We start from the raw sequence: 15,246 nt of genomic DNA, 5'->3' as shown, positions 1-15,246 counted from the left end.
AGGAATCCATGAAATATTCCACACCGGTACTCGGCCTTGGCCTGCTGGCCGCCGCGATTGCCCTGGTTGCCTGCAACCGCGACGCCCGGCGCAGCGATCCGGCTTCCGGCAATGAAGCCGTCAAACCCGCCAGCCCCGCCACACCGGCTACACCTGCCACGCCCGCGACACCGGCCGGCGTCGCGCAGGGTTCGACCAGCAACTGCCTCGCGCCGCCGTTCCTCGTTTCGCAGACTGCCGGCAAGTACGGCTATACCGTGCCCAAGGACTTCGCCCTCACCCGCCAGGCCGACGCCAACTGCTTCGCCTGGCAGCAGTTCCTCGCCCTGAACTGGGCCGCAGCTGCCGGCCAGCGCGGCCAGCCCGACACCGGTGTGCCCGCCAGCGCCTTCGGCACGGCCGGCGACGAACGCGCCACAGTCTGGGAAACCTACAAGGAGTCCGACGAAGTCTTCCTTGCCAACGCGCAGGACCCCGGCCCCTGGAACAGCTGGCCCGGCGGCGCCGCCAGCGTCAAGGTGCTCGGCGGCATGAAATCGGAAATCGCACCCGAGCCCACGCTGGACCTGAGCAATATCGGCCAGGCCTCGCAGGGCAGCCCCTGGCTGACTGCACAAAGTGGAATTCTCACCTTGTACGAGCGCCGCATGAACGAGGACGAATACAACTACATCGTGCAGAACAAGCTCTACAACGCCGATGTGCAGCAGAAATTCGTTGTCTCGCCGGGCATCAGCCTGCCCGACGGCACCAGCGGCAGCGCAGCCTACGGCACTACCGGCGCCATCGAGACCAAGGCCGCCTGGCTGGAACTGCCCAATGCCGCCGACTGGCCGCGCTACAAGATCTCCAAGGCCGTGGTCAGCTATCCGGGACAGAAACCGAAGACCGTCGTGGTCGGCCTGGTCGGGTTGCACATTATCCACAAGACCGCACTGGGCCAGCAGTTCATCTGGGCCACCTTCGAGCATCGCCAGAACGTGCCGAACAAGAGCCAGCTCGCCAGCGGTGCACTGAAGCCGCCGTATACCTACTACAACCCCAACTGCAATCCGGCCACCGATCACTACAAGTGCACGATCAACGCAAACCCGGCCACTTACAACGGCGGCAAGAATCCGCTGAATGCGCCGATCCAGGCGGTACGCGACATCGACATCCCGACCCGGCCCAACAACGATGTGGTCGGCCTCAACGAATACGTCTGGAACCAGGTGATCGCGCCGCAGAACCCCAACTCGGTGTTCCTCAACTACGAGCTGGTCAACACCTTGTGGTCGAACCAGAACACCACCATCGCGGCAGGCTCGCGCACGCCGCTGCCGACGCCGCAGCTGTCGCCCGGCGCCAGCCAGGAACCCGTGGCCAACACCACCATGGAAACCTATGTGCAGAGCCTCACCTGCCTGGACTGCCATGCCTCGGCGCCGATCGCCACGATCAAGCCTTCACCCAGCACCAGGATCTTCGACCCGGCCACCGCCGGCAGCGCAGCCACGGCGAAGAATCCGTATGCGTCGGACTACTCGTTCCTGATCAACAACGCGCAGCAGCCCAAGGGCGGCCAGAGCCGCGCGCACCAGGGCAACCGCTGAGGAGAAGTGCATGTCCACGCCCGTACCGTCCTGGCTGACCGCTTCCTGGGAGCGCCTCTGGGTCATCAACAACAACCAGGGTCCGCCAGAAAACACCGTCAACGTGCGCAATATCCAGACGCCGACGCTGTTCGGCGACTGTCGCATTCCCAAGGACCGGCCGCGCTATCCCGAGGCTCGCTCGCTGGCCGACCTGTCGAATGCGGAACTGGCCACGCTGTACGCGCAGGAAGGCTTTTCCGGCTACACCACGACCGAAGGCTACATCATCACCTGGCACCACGAGATCGACTACCAGCCGCCAGACGGTTCCATCGACATCGGCCGCTTCGAAATCCTCGGCGGGCGCAATGTGCTGGAGCACGGCGTGCAGTCGTCCTACCTGGAGCACTGGTGGCGGCTGGAAGATGCAGGCGGCTATTTCCTCGGCATTAAGGTGATGCGCAACCTGGGCAACAACCAGCAGCGCGTGCATGAAATCCTCTCCGTATCCGGCGATCACTTCATCTACGCGCGCAACCGCGCCTTCGACCTGCCCATGGCGAACAACCTGGCCGATCTGATCAAGAAGGAAAAATACAGCCGCAAGCAGATCCTCGCCGTGCTCGACCTGGAGGTGTCGCACGGCTTCGTGCTCGGCGGCCGCCAGCCCTGGGAAGTACAGTTTTCCACCTTGCCGTTCAAGGAAGGCAGGCCGCTGGATTTCGCCCAGGGTATCCAGGTCGATCCGTGCACCGGCCAGCTCGGCGAACGCAAGCTCGCGCCCGACCTGATCTGGTCGGTGCCGATCAACACGCTGGGCATCGAAGACCTGCTGGTGCTGTTTCCACCCGCCTGAAGCGACAAAGAAGAGGCAGCCGACGGCCCGTTGCGACCGCCGCCCACTGCCATCACGCGGCCTGGCGTTCGCAAGCCAGGCCGCGGCAACCCGCACACTTGGGGAATCCATCATGAAACTGCTGCTAGCCACCTTGCTGCTGGCCGCCACCGCGGCCCAGGCACAGCCAGCGCCGGACAAGGAACCGGTCACGCGCTGCCAGATCCAGAACAACAACACCGGCAACGTACTGCCGCCCGACGCCCACGGCGACGCGCTGTTCAAGCTGCTCAGCGCGCAGCCAGAATGCCCGGGCAACGCGCTGCAATTCCGCGACCTGGTACTGGCCACCAAGCTGGCCTCGCGCCCGTCCATGGTCGCCAACCGCGGCTTCCACAATCCGCTGCCGCAAGGCAGCTTCAGCTTTTTCGAATCCATCGACGGCAGCTATGCGGGACAGAAGCTGGTGCCCGGCGACTGGTTCTACGGCCATTTCACCGCCGCCTCGATCGACAACACCGCGCTGACCAGCATCCTGTCGCCGCAACAGGCCGCCACGCCGGACAACCTGTTGCTGGAAACCCTGGTCTGGGACCCGCGCAAGCAGATGTATAACTTTTACGAAATCCGCGGCACCGGCCAGGGCGGGCAATGGTTCTACCGCGGCGATTCGGCGGATATACAAGCCGATATCCAGAACCTCTGGCGCGGCTACGATCCGGCCCAACCGATCTTCATGGGCCCACTGAACGCCGGCCAGGCCACCTTGCCGCGCCTGCGCTGCTCCGGCTGCCATATGAACGGCGGCCCGATCATGAAAGAACTGGCCTTCCCGCACGATTCCTGGTGGCGGCCGGAGCGCCCGCTACCACTGGGTGCCATGCGCATCGCACCGGAATACAAGACCATCCTGGAAAACCTGGTCAGCTCGCAGGAATTCTCCGGCTGGATCAAGGCCGGCAACGACAAGCTCGCCTCGGCCGACGCCTACATGAAAAAGCGCGCGACACTGCCCCTGCAGGAACAGCTGCGGCCGGTGTTCTGCGAACAGGAAGTCAATCTCGATTCCGACCTGCTGCCGCTGCAAGGTCCGGCACCGCAGATCAAGGCACCGGTCGGCGCCTTCATCGACCAGCGCCTGGCCGGCGACGTACGCTTCATCGAGATCGACAAGGCCTTGTATACGAATGCACTGAACCTGTTCCAGGCGCAGTTCTTCGACTACCAGAGCGGCAGCATCGCCAACTCGGTGCAGCCGATCAACCAGATCGATGCCGACCACGCCTTCGAGACACCGGTGAAATCGCATACCGACATGCTGCTGGCGCAGAAGATGGTCAAGTCGGGCCTGATCGACGAGAAATTCCTCTACGACGTGATCAGCATCGACCCCACCCGGCCGATGTTCTCGCCGCAGCGCTGCGGACTGCTGCAGCTGCTGCCCGGCAGCGCGCCCACCGCCAACTGGCGCCAGCAGTTCGCCCAGGCCCTGGCCGGTTCGGACAAGCCCGCCGCCAGGCAGCTGCTGGCGAACATGAACGATGCCGCGCGCACGCCGGAATGGCACCGCAGCCAGGCCAAGCAGATCCTCACCCGCATCCAGGGCCTGGCAGCGCAGCAGCAGCCGGTCAACGGCTACGTGCGCCTGCTTGCCGGCCGGCGCATTGCGGTATACCAGGCGCAGATTTCGCAACATCCACAAGGCCAGATCTTCGAGCCCGGCTTCCGCCTGATATTCCCGACCCTGCAGCTGTTCCAGAAGAACCAGCAGCAGATCGCCTATGGCGGCGTGCCGGACCAGTACTGGCTCAATCCGGCCACGGGTGCGGTGGAGCTGATGCCCTAGTGCATTGCCGCGCCATGCGGGCAACACCCGCGCCGTGCCGGCACCGCCGGCACGGCGTTCCGCCACCGATCCGCCGGAACCTCGCTTGAGCCAGACGCCCATGCCTTCGCTACGCCACGCCCGCCGCAGTCTCGTCGCTGCCGCTGCAGTCATCGCGCTGGCGGCAGCGCTCGCCGTGGCCTTTGCCGGCCTCGCCCGCGCCGCAACACCGCAGGCTGCAACACCGCAGGCCACAATACCCCGGGCCGCAACGGCCGATGACACGCCAGCGCAAACCCGCAACGGCGCCGCCATTTACCTGGCCGGCCTTGCCCTGGTCGACCAGAACGGCAAAACAGTAGATCTGTACAAAGACTACATCGCCGGCCACGGCATCGTGCTGCACAGCTTCTTCACCCGCTGCGAAGGCAGCTGCCCGGTCATGATGACCACGCTGCAGGCACTGCAGAAACGCCTGGGGCCGCGCCTGGGCCGCGACGTGCAGATCGTCTCGATCACGGTCGACCCCGGCCACGACACGCCCGAGGTGCTGGCCGCCTATGCCAGGCGCGTACAGGCAAAGCCGGGGTGGCATTTCCTCGGCGGCAGCAGCGAACAGGTCAACACCGCGCTGCGCCGCATCGGCCAGTACGCCGACGCGCCGGAAAACCATATGAACCTGATCATCGTCGGCAACGAGAGCAGCGGCGACTGGCGCAAGCTGCACGGCCTCGCGCCGCTGCGCGAGGTGGTCGAACAGCTGCTGGATGCCGTCGGCGGGCCACACTGATGCTGTGCGGCGCGCCATGGCGCGGCCGGCAGCGCTGCCACCGGTACACGACCAGGCGCTGCCTCAGCCCGGCGCGGGCTTCAGGCGCCGATAGTGCGCCATCGCTTCGGCAGCGCGCTCCGCATGGCCGCCCCGCTCCAGCGCTGTCGCCAGGTTGAACCAGGCTTCCGGCCGGCGCGGCTGCAGTTCGGCCAATGCCGCCCAGTGCTCGGCCGCTTCGTCATAGCGCTCCAGGCGCATCAATGCGTCGGCATAGGCATAGCGCGCCTCGGCCCGGCGCGGTTCCAGCTGCACCGAACGGCCCAGGTGGGCGACTGCCTTGTCGGTGTCGCCGGCCTGCAGCGCCGCGGTACCAGCACGCAGCAGGGCGAAGCGGTTGTCCGCATCCTGCGCCAGCACTGCCTCGAAAGCCGCCACGGCCTGCACCTGGCGGCCGGCGCGTGCCAGGCCGTCGGCGGCACGCAATTGCTCGCGTTGCGCAATGCGGTCCTTGGGGTCGGCCAGCTGTCCGCTGGGCACGGCGGGTGGCGCGCCTACGCCGACATAGCCAAGGCTGCGCAGACGCTGCACTGCTTCGGCATTGTCGCTGACCGCCGCCACGCCCGCCGGGGCTGCAGTCGCCGCGGCCAGGGCCAGCGCCAGCCGGTCGGTCTGCACCGGATCCCTGCCGGCGAGGTTGTGCGACTCGCCCGGATCACCGGCCAGATCGTACAGTTCCGCATTCGGCGCAGAAATATACTTTGACCCATTGTCACGCCAGGCCAGCAGCGGCGACCAGCCGTAGTAGATCCACGGCAGCCAGGTTTCCACCACTGCAGGCCCGGCCTTGATGGCGCCGCCACGCAGGCCGGCGGCCAGGCTGCTGCCCTGCGCACCCGGCAGCGGCTCCAGGCCGAGCAGGTCGAGCACGGTCGGGGTCACATCGATCAGGCGCACCGGTGCGTCGCTGCGCTGCGGCGCGACCTGGCCGGCCCAGTGAAACAGCAGCGGCACCTTGACGGTGGAGTCGTATACAAAAAAACCGTGCGTGTGCTCGGCATGTTCGCCAAGGGCCTCGCCGTGATCGGCCGTGACGACGATCAGCAGCGGCCGCTCGCCGCCTGCGGCCCGCGCCCGGACGATCAGCTTGCCCAGCCAGTAGTCGACATAGGCCACCTCGCCGTCATACGCGCCGCGCGGGCCTGGCTGCCAGAACTCCCGCGGCGGGTCGTAGGGATCGTGCGGATCGTAGAAATGCACCCAGCCGAACCATGGCGCGGCGCGGTCGTTCTGCTCCAGCCAGGTTGCGGCCGCAGCGACAGTGTCTTCGGCGCGGCGCTCCACCCAGCCCTGCTCGCCCGCCGGCATGCGGTCGTCGTAATGAGCGAAACCGCGATCCAGGCCGAACAGCGACTGCAGCGGAAAGCCGCTGACGAAGGCGCCGGTGGCATAACCGTGGCGGCGCAGGGTTTCTGCCAGTAGCGGCACTTCGGCAGGCACAGTCTGGCCGTTGTCGTGTACGCCGTGCACATGCGGGATGCGTGCGGAAAACAGCGACAGGTGGGCCGGCAGCGTCAAAGGCACCGGCGTGACCGCGCCGGTGAACGCGGTGCCTTCCCGCGCCAGGGCATCCAGCACCGGCGTCGCGCTGGCGGGATTGGCGCTGACCAATCCCAGCGCATCCGGCCGCAGCGTGTCGATGGTGATCACCAATACATTCGGCGGCGGTGGCTTGCTGCAGCCGGCCAGACACAGGGCCAGACCTGCCGCAATACACCAGCCCCGGCGAAAGCTGAAGAAAAATTTACCTGGACACATCAACTGAACGCCTCATGAGCGGTTGACCCTTTGTAACAATAGTCGCTAGTCTCGCAACACAATGATGCCCGGAGACCGATGATGCTACGCACGTTTGCCGCTGCGCTGGCGCTTAGCCTGCTGTCCATGACCGCCAGCGCTGCCACCCGCAGCGCACCGGAATTCGTCCCCAATCCCAACCGCGTCGCGCCCGCGCCACAAGGCGGCGGCGCCTGCCCGAACCCGCCGGCGGTCACCAGCCTGCCCTTCAACGACAGCGGCACCACCTGCGGCTCGACCAACACGATCACCAACTACAGCGCCACAGCCTGCGCCAATCTGGCCTCGCCGTATCCGGGCGAAGACGAAGCCTATGCCATCACGGTCGGCGCATCCCAGAGCCTCGACATCACGGCCGACCTGACTGGCAGCGCCGGCGACCTGGCGCTGTTCCTGATCGGCACCTGCGGCAACGGTGCAAGCTGCCTGGACACCAGCCAGGACGCGATCGGCCCCGGCGCCGGCCCGGAAGTCGTTCCAACCGTTACCGGCCTCGCCGCCGGCACGTACTACGTGTATGTCGACTCCTACTACGACGCCGGCACCACCGGCAGCTGCGGCACGTATACGCTGAACATCGCCGGTAGCCTGCCCGTGTCGCTGCAGTCCTACAGCATCGACTGAGCCCCTCTGTTGCAGCTCATGCAAATCACGAAGCCCGGCTGACTGCCGGGCTTCGATTTTCGGGGATTCGTTCGCTGCGCCCGCCGCTTGCCAGGCTTGGCCCGTGTCCTGCGCCATCGGGCGGAACCCGACATCGTTGCGAAAACAGCCCTGCCCGGGCCAAAGCCAGCCGCAGCCGTGTCGTGGCGCTGCAGACAGCCCCGCCGCCGAGTGGAGCCAAACCATGCAATACCTGCTGCAACTGCCAGCGCGACGTCGCCGCCCGGTCATCAGACCGACGACCCTGCTGGTCTTCCTCGCGCTGTGCGCCGCGGGCAATAGCCGGGCCGAGCCGGCACTGCGCATCACGCCACAGCACGCACGCTTCGCCGACGCTTATCAGTTCGGCACCGTGCGCCAAGCCTATGAAGTAACCAATACCGGCGCGACACCCGTCGCCATCCGGCACATCGAGCCCCGCAGCCGCGCCGGCAAGGCCGTGGAAAGCCCGGCGCAGCTCGCGCCCGGTGCCAGCGGCAAGATCGTGATCGAGTTGCCGCTCGACGCCACGCTGGGCGAGGCAGCCTTCCGCTTCGCCCTGTTCAGCGACGAAAAGGACGTGGAGCGGTATCGCTTTACCCTTAGCGGCTTTGTACAGAATGCGTTCGAACCGGAAACGCCGGCACTCGAGCTGGGCACGGTGGCGCGCGGCAACAGCGTCGATCGCGAACTGAGCCTGGAAACCCGCGAAGCAGCGGACTGGTCGTTCGGCGAGGTGGCGGAAAAACCCGAGCACACCCGCGTCACGGTCGAAGGCCACCGCATCCGTGTAAGCCTGCTGCCGACCGCACCGCCGGGCTGGGTGCGCGGTCGCGTCGTCGTGCATACCTCTCTGCCGCAGCAACCGCGGCTCGCCGTCACGGTCACCGGCTTCGTCATGGGCGAACTGCTGCTGGATGCCAAGGCCGTCAACCTGGGCAGCCCGGAAGTCGGCCAGGAAGTGCGTCAGAGCTTCCGCGTGCAAGGCCGCGATGCGCTGGTGCTCAAGGGCAAGACCCGTGCGAAGGCCGAGGCGCCGTGGACGGCACGTGTCGGCGAATGCACGCCGGCCAGCGACGACTGCGTCATGGTCGGTATCAGCGGCAAGCCGGCGGCGGCCGGCCCGATCGGCGGTACCGTGCTGGTCGAACTGGCCGGCGGCAAGGATCCTGCCCTGCCCGTGCACTTCTACGGCGTGGCCCTGCACCCGGGCCAGCCGCTGAAGCAGGTCAATGCCGCTGCACCACCGGGCGACGAAGCCGAGCCGCCGTCGCTACAGGCCGCACTCGCCGCAGCCAGCCGCGGCAACACAGCCTCGCCTGCGCCAGCCGCCGCAGCGGCCCCGGTCGCGACACCCGCGCAGGTCCGGCGCAGTGCCAGCGGCAGTGGTCCGGCGCGCCTGCAATGGAGTGCGGCCAACGACCTGCGCCTGTACGGCTATATCGTCTATCGCGCCGAAGACCGTGCCGGTCCCTACCGGCGCATCTCGCCGCAGCCGATTCCGGTCCTGCGCGATGCGGAAAAGGTGCACAAATACGCCTTCGACGACAGCGATGTGAAATCCGGCACTACGTATTACTACTACGTCGACAGCATCAACCTGCGCGGCAAGCGCGAACGCTTCATGCCGGTGGTGGAAAAGACCGTGCGCTGAGGGGCAGTGCGATAGCGCACAAGGACGGACGCGCCGCTCACGGGCGAGCGAATGCCACGTGTGTGCCTCTTCCCACCCAGCCACAACACCTTGCTGCGCCGCCAGGCACTGTCGATGCGCCTGGCGGAAACTGCCTTTTGCAGGATCAGGCAAGAATCCCACAGCAACGCGCTATCGCTTCGCGCCTGCGCGAGGCGATGATGGAACACTCTTCCCCCGCGCAAAGGATGCTCCATGGCTATTGCCAAAGCTTACGCCGCCTCCGCCGCCAAGGCCCCGCTGGCTCCGTTCTCGTTCCAGCGGCGCGAGCCCAACGACGACGACGTGGTCATCGCGATCCGCTACTGCGGTATCTGCCATTCCGACATCCACATGGTCGACAACGGCTGGGGCAACAGCGTCTACCCGCTGGTGCCCGGTCACGAAATCGCCGGCGAAGTGACCGCAGTCGGCGCCAAGGTGACCAAGTTCAAGGTCGGCGACCGCGTCGGCGTCGGCTGCTTCGTCGATTCCTGTACCACCTGCGCCGAGCGCGATGTCGACCGCGAGCAATACCTGCCCGGCCTGGTGCTGACCTTCGGCGGCATCGATCCGGCCACGGGCGAACCGACCCACGGCGGCTATTCCGACTCCATCGTGGTGAAGGAAGGCTATGTGCTGTCGATCCCGTCCAGCCTGGCGCTGGACGCCGCCGCGCCGCTGCTCTGCGCCGGCATCACCCTGTATTCGCCGCTGCGCCATTGGCAGGCAGGTCCAGGCAAGAAAGTGGCCATCGTCGGCATGGGCGGGCTGGGTCACATGGGCGTCAAGCTGGCCCACGCCATGGGCGCCGAAGTCACCGTGCTGAGCCAGTCGCTGGCGAAGAAGGACGACGGCCTGCGCCTGGGCGCCGACCACTACTACGCCACCAGCGACGCCGACACGTTTGCCACCCTGGCCGGCAGCTTCGACCTGATCGTCTGCACCGTGTCCGCCTCGATCGACTGGAACGCGTACCTGAGCCTGCTCAAGGTCGACGGCACCTTCGTCGTCGTCGGCGCACCGGAACAGCCCGTGCCGGTACACGCCTTCGCCGTCATTCCGCATCGCCGCAGCCTGGCCGGCTCCATGATCGGCTCGATCAAGGAAACCCAGGAGATGATCGACTTCTGCGCCGAACACAATATCGTCGCCGACATCGAAACCATCGGCGTGGAGCAGATCAACGCCGCCTACCAGCGCGTGCTCAGCAGCGACGTGCGCTATCGCTTCGTCATCGACATGGCGACGCTGGGCTAAGCAAGCTCTGAACAGCTCAGAATCCGCTTACGCCACAAGGCAGTTTCGTCATCGAAGGCGAACGTCTGGATGTGTGTTTGAGCAAAACACCAGAAAAGGCCGCGATCGCGGCCTTTTCTTCCTAAAAGTGCGTCTTGCCGCCGCCAGCACTTCGCCAACGGCCAGTGCCTCTGGGGCAACGGCGTACTGTACTGTACTGGCGTCAGCGCTGGCGCTGTTCTCGCAATTGGAATTCTTGAGCGATTCGTCAAATGGACAATCGATTTTTGAGGCTATCGATCAAAAACTTAACAACCGATCCTGTCGGCACATAATGACGCAAGACGGCGGCAATATCTTCACGATAAACCGAAAGATCCATGCCGAGTTGCGCCAATGAATTCAACGAATCGAGTGCGGAATATCTGACATCGAAATCTTCGTCATTCATCAATACCAATAAGATGTCTCTGGCACCGATACTAATCTCGTCGCCAAGTGCGTCTGCACATCTCGCTTTCCATGACACAGGCCTGTGGTTGGTAAGTTGGGTCAACATCGCCCAATCATCCGATTCAAATTTCTGTGCAATTTCTGCCGCAGCGCTAATTCCTTCGTCAGACCAATAGTCTGCACTGAATTGAGCGTCCAAGAGCCTGTCAAAATCTTCTATCAGCTCGCGCATCAAAATGATCCCGGATTAGTGCAGCCTCGACCACAAGGATAGGCTGCAGTTACTGTTCCACCGACAGAAATAACTTCGACCCGAACACCATTCACCATCGATTGATGAAGGGATGCGCCGTCGGACAGTCGAGTCGCCAAAGGTGCGGTAGCGGCAGTTTGGCGGACGGCAGACATTGCTTGCGCATCATTCCATCCCTCGGGGAATAACGTACTTGTTTTGACTTTAGAAATATTCCCATCGCTGAATTGAGTAACCAATTTTGCGTTGCGCGTTCCATCCAGATTTACTGAAACCACCTCTACAGCATAGCTCGGATGCTTGTCCGTAATTTGGCCACCGTGCGCCCCCACCAATCGATTGGTAGGATTGCCATTGGCCGATAGAACTCGTTGCCCATACAGTATCTTCAACTCCATTTCGGCAGAAATAAAGGGAGGTGGTTTTGCCACCACCGTGCCGACAAAGGTCGTAACAACGGGCCGGGCTCCGAACTTCAATTCCCAGTTGCCGACACTTCCTTGCTTCACGCCTGATGAGCCAGAAGGCCACCCCCCTAACGATTCTGTTGGTGCTCCTCTTACAACAGTTCGCCCCTGTGCCGGATATGCCCCCAGATGCGAGGGCCGCACACCGCCGATAGCAGCATGACCAGTTGTCATGTCCATCACGACGGCCCCCATCTGATTTGCCGCCGCCACCTGCTGCTCCGACCCGCCCAGCATCCGCGTCGCTGCCCCCGGCCCGCCGAAGATCGGTCCCAGCAGCGCCATCGACAGACTGTTGCCGAAACTCAGATTACGTTCGTCAAGCCAGTTCTGTTCGGCCGCGGACAGCGGCGCCTCGAATCGCGGGCCTGGACAGTAGATGTCTTCCATCAGCGACAGGTCACGCCGCAGCCTTACCGATTCTGCGGGCAGTAGCGGACTCTTTCCGCTCAGATGATCGTTGAGGCGCTGGCGCTGTTCGTCGAGAAAGGATTCGGCAATCCGCTCCGGCCATTGCTCGCATTGTTGCTTGAACAGTGCCGCCGCCTGTTGATCCTTCGGATTACCCCAGGCGTCTTTCACCGTGAGCATCTTGTCGAACAGGCTTTTGGCCGCGTACTCCTGTTTGGCCTTCACCAGCGCTTCGCTGCACCGTCCCGGCTGGCGCTGCAGCAGCTTGGGCGGTGGCGTGGGTAGCTCACCGGTGACCAGCCGGCCGAACACTTTGTTGCCGCGGAACGTGTCGGGTACTGATGGCAGACCGGGACGGGACCGCGAATCCTCCGCCATCACACGGCCCCGTTCATTTCGCAGGTGTCGCCATGGCGCGCGGCCTTGCGGCCTTCGACAAAAACCGTATCCGACCCCGACGTGATTTTCACATTGCCGGCGGCCAGCGACACCTCCGACTGCACGCCCGCGCCGGCATTGCCGACAACGCCAGCGATGATGCTGTCGATCATCAGCACTTTCTCGCTGTGCGCCGATACGGTTCTGGCGTAGTTCGCCTGCTCGGGCGGCAACAGCGCGACGATGTCGAAGGGCACGATCTTCGATCCGACCCGGCAGAAGTCCGGTGTCACGCTGATCACCATGAACGGCGTCTCGGCATCGGCGATATGCGGTTCCATGCTCATGAACGAATTCCCCGGAAGGCGGTACGGGTACAGCGGCCGTTGGCAATCAGGCGATCGAACAACTCCACGCGGACGATTTCCTGGTCGTAGCCGAGGACCAGCCGCCAGGTCAGGTGGACGAGCATTGCGTCGAGGTCGACATGCACGGTATCCAGGCGCATGGCCTGGCTGAGGGGTTCGTCGCCACTGCGATGGCAGACGGCTTCCATCCACAGGTGAGGAAGGCGCGCGCTGACACCAGGCACCTCGGCGAAGACGCCGGCGAGCATCAGGTCTTCGTCGCCGATCAGGCCTGCGCCGATGACTTGATCTTCCGGTGCATAGTGGAAATAGCGGTAATCGAAATCGGCCGGGTAGTCGGGAATTTCCTCGTGCTGGAACTGCGCCAGCCAGGCCGCGTCGTAGCTGCCCGCATGCCGGTGGCGCGGCATCCAATGACGGGCGACCGGGCCAAAGCCTGCAACGCGATGCCTGCGATTGTCCGAATGGATCGGCGAATCGGCGTACTCGATCTGCGGGCCGGCCACGGCCTGTCCATGCGCATAGCGGGCGCGTGGATGGTGTCGCCGGTCGGCAGTGCCGAACCAGCCGGTGCCGCTGGGGTTTTCCTCGCAGACGCGGGCTGCTGCGTCCATCGCGTCGCCTTTGTCGTACCACCAGCCGCCGTAGGCCAGTTCATAGCGCAAGGGCACCGCCATCGTGGCTTCGGGCACAGTCAGCGACCACCCCAGCAAACTGCGTTGCCAGCGACGCGGGCCGGTGAAGCGCAGGATTTTGTGGATCAGCGGCAAACCGTCGCGTTCGACCCGCAGCAAACCATGCCATTCGCGGCAAGGTCGCGCGTCGAGGGGGCGTACCGTGCCAGTGACGTAGACGTCGCTGCCCGGCTTGATCAGCAGCACGTCTGTCGCGCACTGCAGGCTCGATACTGCCGCCGCGTCCGGATGCCAGAGCCGATCAGCGATCACCGGCCCCCGATGCACGGCTGCCGGCTTCAGGCGCCCGCTGTCCAGCACAAAACTCGCACAGACGACAACGACATCATGGAAGCGCCGCCCCTTGCCCATCTTGTCGAAGCGCAAGTGGGGAAATGGCGTGGTGTTGCGTACCTGCTGCAGACGCGACGCAGGGATCGGCGTCTCGTACTTCATCGGCCATCGGCCTTGACCGGGCCAGCAATACCGTTGACCGTCGCAACGCTGTCGTCACGGCCAGCGCCGCCCACCGCTCCGGCCGCTGTCGACACGGCACCCACTATCCGCCCGGCCTTGCCGCCGCTGCTGCCGGTCAGCGAGGCAAGCTGCCCCGCCAGCCCAGCGAGTTCTTTGACTTTGCCGAGAAAGCCGCCGGCTTTGCTCATCAGCTCAGCGAGTTTGCTTTGCGGACTGTCGGCCGGTTCGGCGGGCGCTGGCACTGGCACGGCGGAGGGTTGGATCGCTGCCCTGCCGCCGACCGGATTGAGCCAGATGTGTTCGCCGTTGATGATGACGTCGTCGCCCTGAGCGGTGATGTTGATCGTCTTGCCGGTGACCGCAATCGAGCCATCGGCCTTGAGCTGGACGATGGCGCCGCCGACCCGCAGCGAAATGCTCTTTTCGTCCAGTTCGATATGACTGCCGTCCTTGCCGCCGACCGCGAGCGAGTATTTCTTGCCTACGTTCGTGGCCTGGGTTTTGCCGACCGTCGTGGTATCGGCCATGCCGACGACGCTGTTGCGCAGCAAGCCGACATTGAAGGAATAGATCATGCCGACATTGGTCATCTTGGCCAGGCCGATGTTCTGCATCGAGGCCATGCCGATGGTCTCGGTCTTGAACTTGCCGACCTTGATCGACCAGCTCTTCCCGATCTTGTCGCTTTCGTTCTTGCCGACTTTTTTGCTGCGATTGCTGCCGATGCTCAGTGTTTCGTTCTTGCCCACCGAGCGCGTGCGGTTATCGCCGACGCTGTGGGTCTGGTTGTTGCCGATGGCTACCGCTTCGTTCTTGCCGACGTCTTCGCTGCGGCTGTCGCCGATGCTGATTTTCTCGTTGTGATCGACGCGCTCGGTGCGGTCATTGTGCACCGTGATCGTCTCGTTGTGATCGACCGTCTCGGTACGGTCGTGCTTGACGTGTACGGTTTCGTCGTGGTCGATGGTCTTGGTGCGGTCGTGGCCGACCCAGTGCGTCTCGTCGTTCTCGACTTCGATGTCCTGGTTCTTCTCCGCGTGCAGCCAGACCTGTTCCTCGCCCTTCTTGTCCTCGAAGCGCAACGCGTTGGCGTTCTGCCAGGTTGCGCCCATGCTTGAGCGCGTCAGGAAGCCCGACTGCGTGGCATTGGCCGGCAGGTTCCAGGGATGCGGGTTGTTGGTGTTGTAGACGCGACCAACGACGATGGGCTGGTCCGGATCGCCGTTCAGGTGATCGACCAGCACCTCTTGCCCAATGCGCGGAATATGCACGCCACCGAAGCCGGTACCGGCCCAGGGATGCGAGACGCGGATCCAGCACGAGGAGTTTTCATCCTTCCTGCCGTAGCG

13 protein-coding genes are annotated in these 15,246 nt (G+C 64.5%); 7 read left to right on the top strand and 6 right to left on the bottom strand.

The features are described 5' to 3' along the window. Positions 1–8: 8 nt before the first annotated feature. The 4 genes from DFR29_RS21955 to DFR29_RS21940 all read left to right on the top strand — a co-directional run bounded on the left by DFR29_RS21955 (position 9) and on the right by DFR29_RS21940 (position 5,027). Entirely contained in the window at positions 9–1,595 is a 1,587-nt protein-coding gene (locus DFR29_RS21955; protein WP_133820798.1) for a hypothetical protein, read from the top strand. Between the two features lie 10 nt (positions 1,596–1,605). Beyond that, on the top strand, positions 1,606–2,433 hold the full coding sequence (locus DFR29_RS21950; RefSeq protein ID WP_133820797.1) for a hypothetical protein: 828 nt from the start codon (positions 1,606–1,608) through the stop codon (positions 2,431–2,433). 112 nt (positions 2,434–2,545) lie between these two features. Beyond that, positions 2,546–4,258: a hypothetical protein gene (locus DFR29_RS21945; RefSeq protein WP_133820796.1), complete on the top strand. Its 1,713-nt coding sequence runs from the start codon at positions 2,546–2,548 to the stop codon at positions 4,256–4,258. Between the two features lie 85 nt (positions 4,259–4,343). Then, positions 4,344–5,027 carry an SCO family protein gene (locus tag DFR29_RS21940; protein WP_133820795.1) on the top strand — a complete coding sequence of 228 codons (684 nt, stop codon included), beginning with the start codon at positions 4,344–4,346 and terminating at the stop codon, positions 5,025–5,027. A gap of 63 nt (positions 5,028–5,090) precedes the next feature. Here the strand turns inward: DFR29_RS21940 and DFR29_RS21935 are convergent, their stop codons facing one another. Next, positions 5,091–6,716 carry a sulfatase-like hydrolase/transferase gene (locus DFR29_RS21935; protein ID WP_166654269.1) on the bottom strand — a complete coding sequence of 542 codons (1,626 nt, stop codon included), beginning with the start codon at positions 6,714–6,716 and terminating at the stop codon, positions 5,091–5,093. A gap of 186 nt (positions 6,717–6,902) precedes the next feature. Between DFR29_RS21935 and DFR29_RS21930 the strand changes: the two genes are divergently transcribed. From DFR29_RS21930 to DFR29_RS21920, 3 genes are all read left to right on the top strand, one after another. Continuing rightward, positions 6,903–7,487: a hypothetical protein gene (locus tag DFR29_RS21930; RefSeq protein ID WP_133820793.1), complete on the top strand. Its 585-nt coding sequence runs from the start codon at positions 6,903–6,905 to the stop codon at positions 7,485–7,487. 223 nt (positions 7,488–7,710) lie between these two features. Then, on the top strand, positions 7,711–9,159 hold the full coding sequence (locus tag DFR29_RS21925) for a DUF1573 domain-containing protein (RefSeq protein ID WP_133820792.1): 1,449 nt from the start codon (positions 7,711–7,713) through the stop codon (positions 9,157–9,159). Positions 9,160–9,393: 234 nt separating this feature from the next. Continuing rightward, entirely contained in the window at positions 9,394–10,437 is a 1,044-nt protein-coding gene (locus DFR29_RS21920) for an NAD(P)-dependent alcohol dehydrogenase (protein WP_133820791.1), read from the top strand. A gap of 247 nt (positions 10,438–10,684) precedes the next feature. On the opposite strand, the gene DFR29_RS21915 is transcribed toward DFR29_RS21920, so the two are convergent. The 5 genes from DFR29_RS21915 to DFR29_RS21895 form a co-directional block, all read right to left on the bottom strand. Beyond that, entirely contained in the window at positions 10,685–11,101 is a 417-nt protein-coding gene (locus tag DFR29_RS21915; RefSeq protein ID WP_133820790.1) for a hypothetical protein, read from the bottom strand. Beyond that, positions 11,101–12,378 carry an EndoU domain-containing protein gene (locus tag DFR29_RS21910; protein ID WP_133820789.1) on the bottom strand — a complete coding sequence of 426 codons (1,278 nt, stop codon included), beginning with the start codon at positions 12,376–12,378 and terminating at the stop codon, positions 11,101–11,103. Before DFR29_RS21910 ends, DFR29_RS21915 begins: the two co-directional genes overlap by 1 nt. After that, complete coding sequence (locus DFR29_RS21905; protein ID WP_133820788.1) at positions 12,378–12,725, bottom strand: PAAR-like domain-containing protein; 348 nt, start codon at positions 12,723–12,725, stop codon at positions 12,378–12,380. The genes DFR29_RS21910 and DFR29_RS21905 overlap by 1 nt, the downstream gene beginning before the upstream one ends. After that, the gene (locus DFR29_RS21900) at positions 12,722–13,876 is read right to left on the bottom strand and encodes a DUF2169 family type VI secretion system accessory protein (RefSeq protein ID WP_133820787.1); all 1,155 of its coding nucleotides are present in this window, start codon (positions 13,874–13,876) and stop codon (positions 12,722–12,724) included. The genes DFR29_RS21905 and DFR29_RS21900 overlap by 4 nt, the downstream gene beginning before the upstream one ends. After that, positions 13,873–15,246: type VI secretion system Vgr family protein (locus DFR29_RS21895; protein ID WP_208113681.1), on the bottom strand; the 1,374-nt coding region annotated here is incomplete at its 5' end. The genes DFR29_RS21900 and DFR29_RS21895, both read right to left, overlap by 4 nt.

The organism is Tahibacter aquaticus, assembly GCF_004363655.1.
GTDB lineage: Bacteria > Pseudomonadota > Gammaproteobacteria > Xanthomonadales > Rhodanobacteraceae > Tahibacter > Tahibacter aquaticus.
The sequence above is the reverse complement of the archived record's forward strand: the minus strand, read 5'-3'. Positions and strand labels throughout refer to the sequence as shown.

Excerpts from the sequence above, each read along its gene's own strand:
- DFR29_RS21950 (WP_133820797.1), top strand. The coding sequence starts at position 1,606 with ATGTCCACGCCCGTACCGTCCTGGCTGACCGCTTCCTGGGAGCGCCTC.
- DFR29_RS21905 (WP_133820788.1), bottom strand. The coding sequence starts at position 12,725 with ATGAGCATGGAACCGCATATCGCCGATGCCGAGACGCCGTTCATGGTG.
- DFR29_RS21925 (WP_133820792.1), top strand. The coding sequence starts at position 7,711 with ATGCAATACCTGCTGCAACTGCCAGCGCGACGTCGCCGCCCGGTCATC.
- DFR29_RS21900 (WP_133820787.1), bottom strand. The coding sequence starts at position 13,876 with ATGAAGTACGAGACGCCGATCCCTGCGTCGCGTCTGCAGCAGGTACGC.
- DFR29_RS21945 (WP_133820796.1), top strand. The coding sequence starts at position 2,546 with ATGAAACTGCTGCTAGCCACCTTGCTGCTGGCCGCCACCGCGGCCCAG.
- DFR29_RS21930 (WP_133820793.1), top strand. The coding sequence starts at position 6,903 with ATGATGCTACGCACGTTTGCCGCTGCGCTGGCGCTTAGCCTGCTGTCC.
- DFR29_RS21920 (WP_133820791.1), top strand. The coding sequence starts at position 9,394 with ATGGCTATTGCCAAAGCTTACGCCGCCTCCGCCGCCAAGGCCCCGCTG.
- DFR29_RS21915 (WP_133820790.1), bottom strand. The coding sequence starts at position 11,101 with ATGCGCGAGCTGATAGAAGATTTTGACAGGCTCTTGGACGCTCAATTC.
- DFR29_RS21955 (WP_133820798.1), top strand. The coding sequence starts at position 9 with ATGAAATATTCCACACCGGTACTCGGCCTTGGCCTGCTGGCCGCCGCG.
- DFR29_RS21910 (WP_133820789.1), bottom strand. The coding sequence starts at position 12,378 with ATGGCGGAGGATTCGCGGTCCCGTCCCGGTCTGCCATCAGTACCCGAC.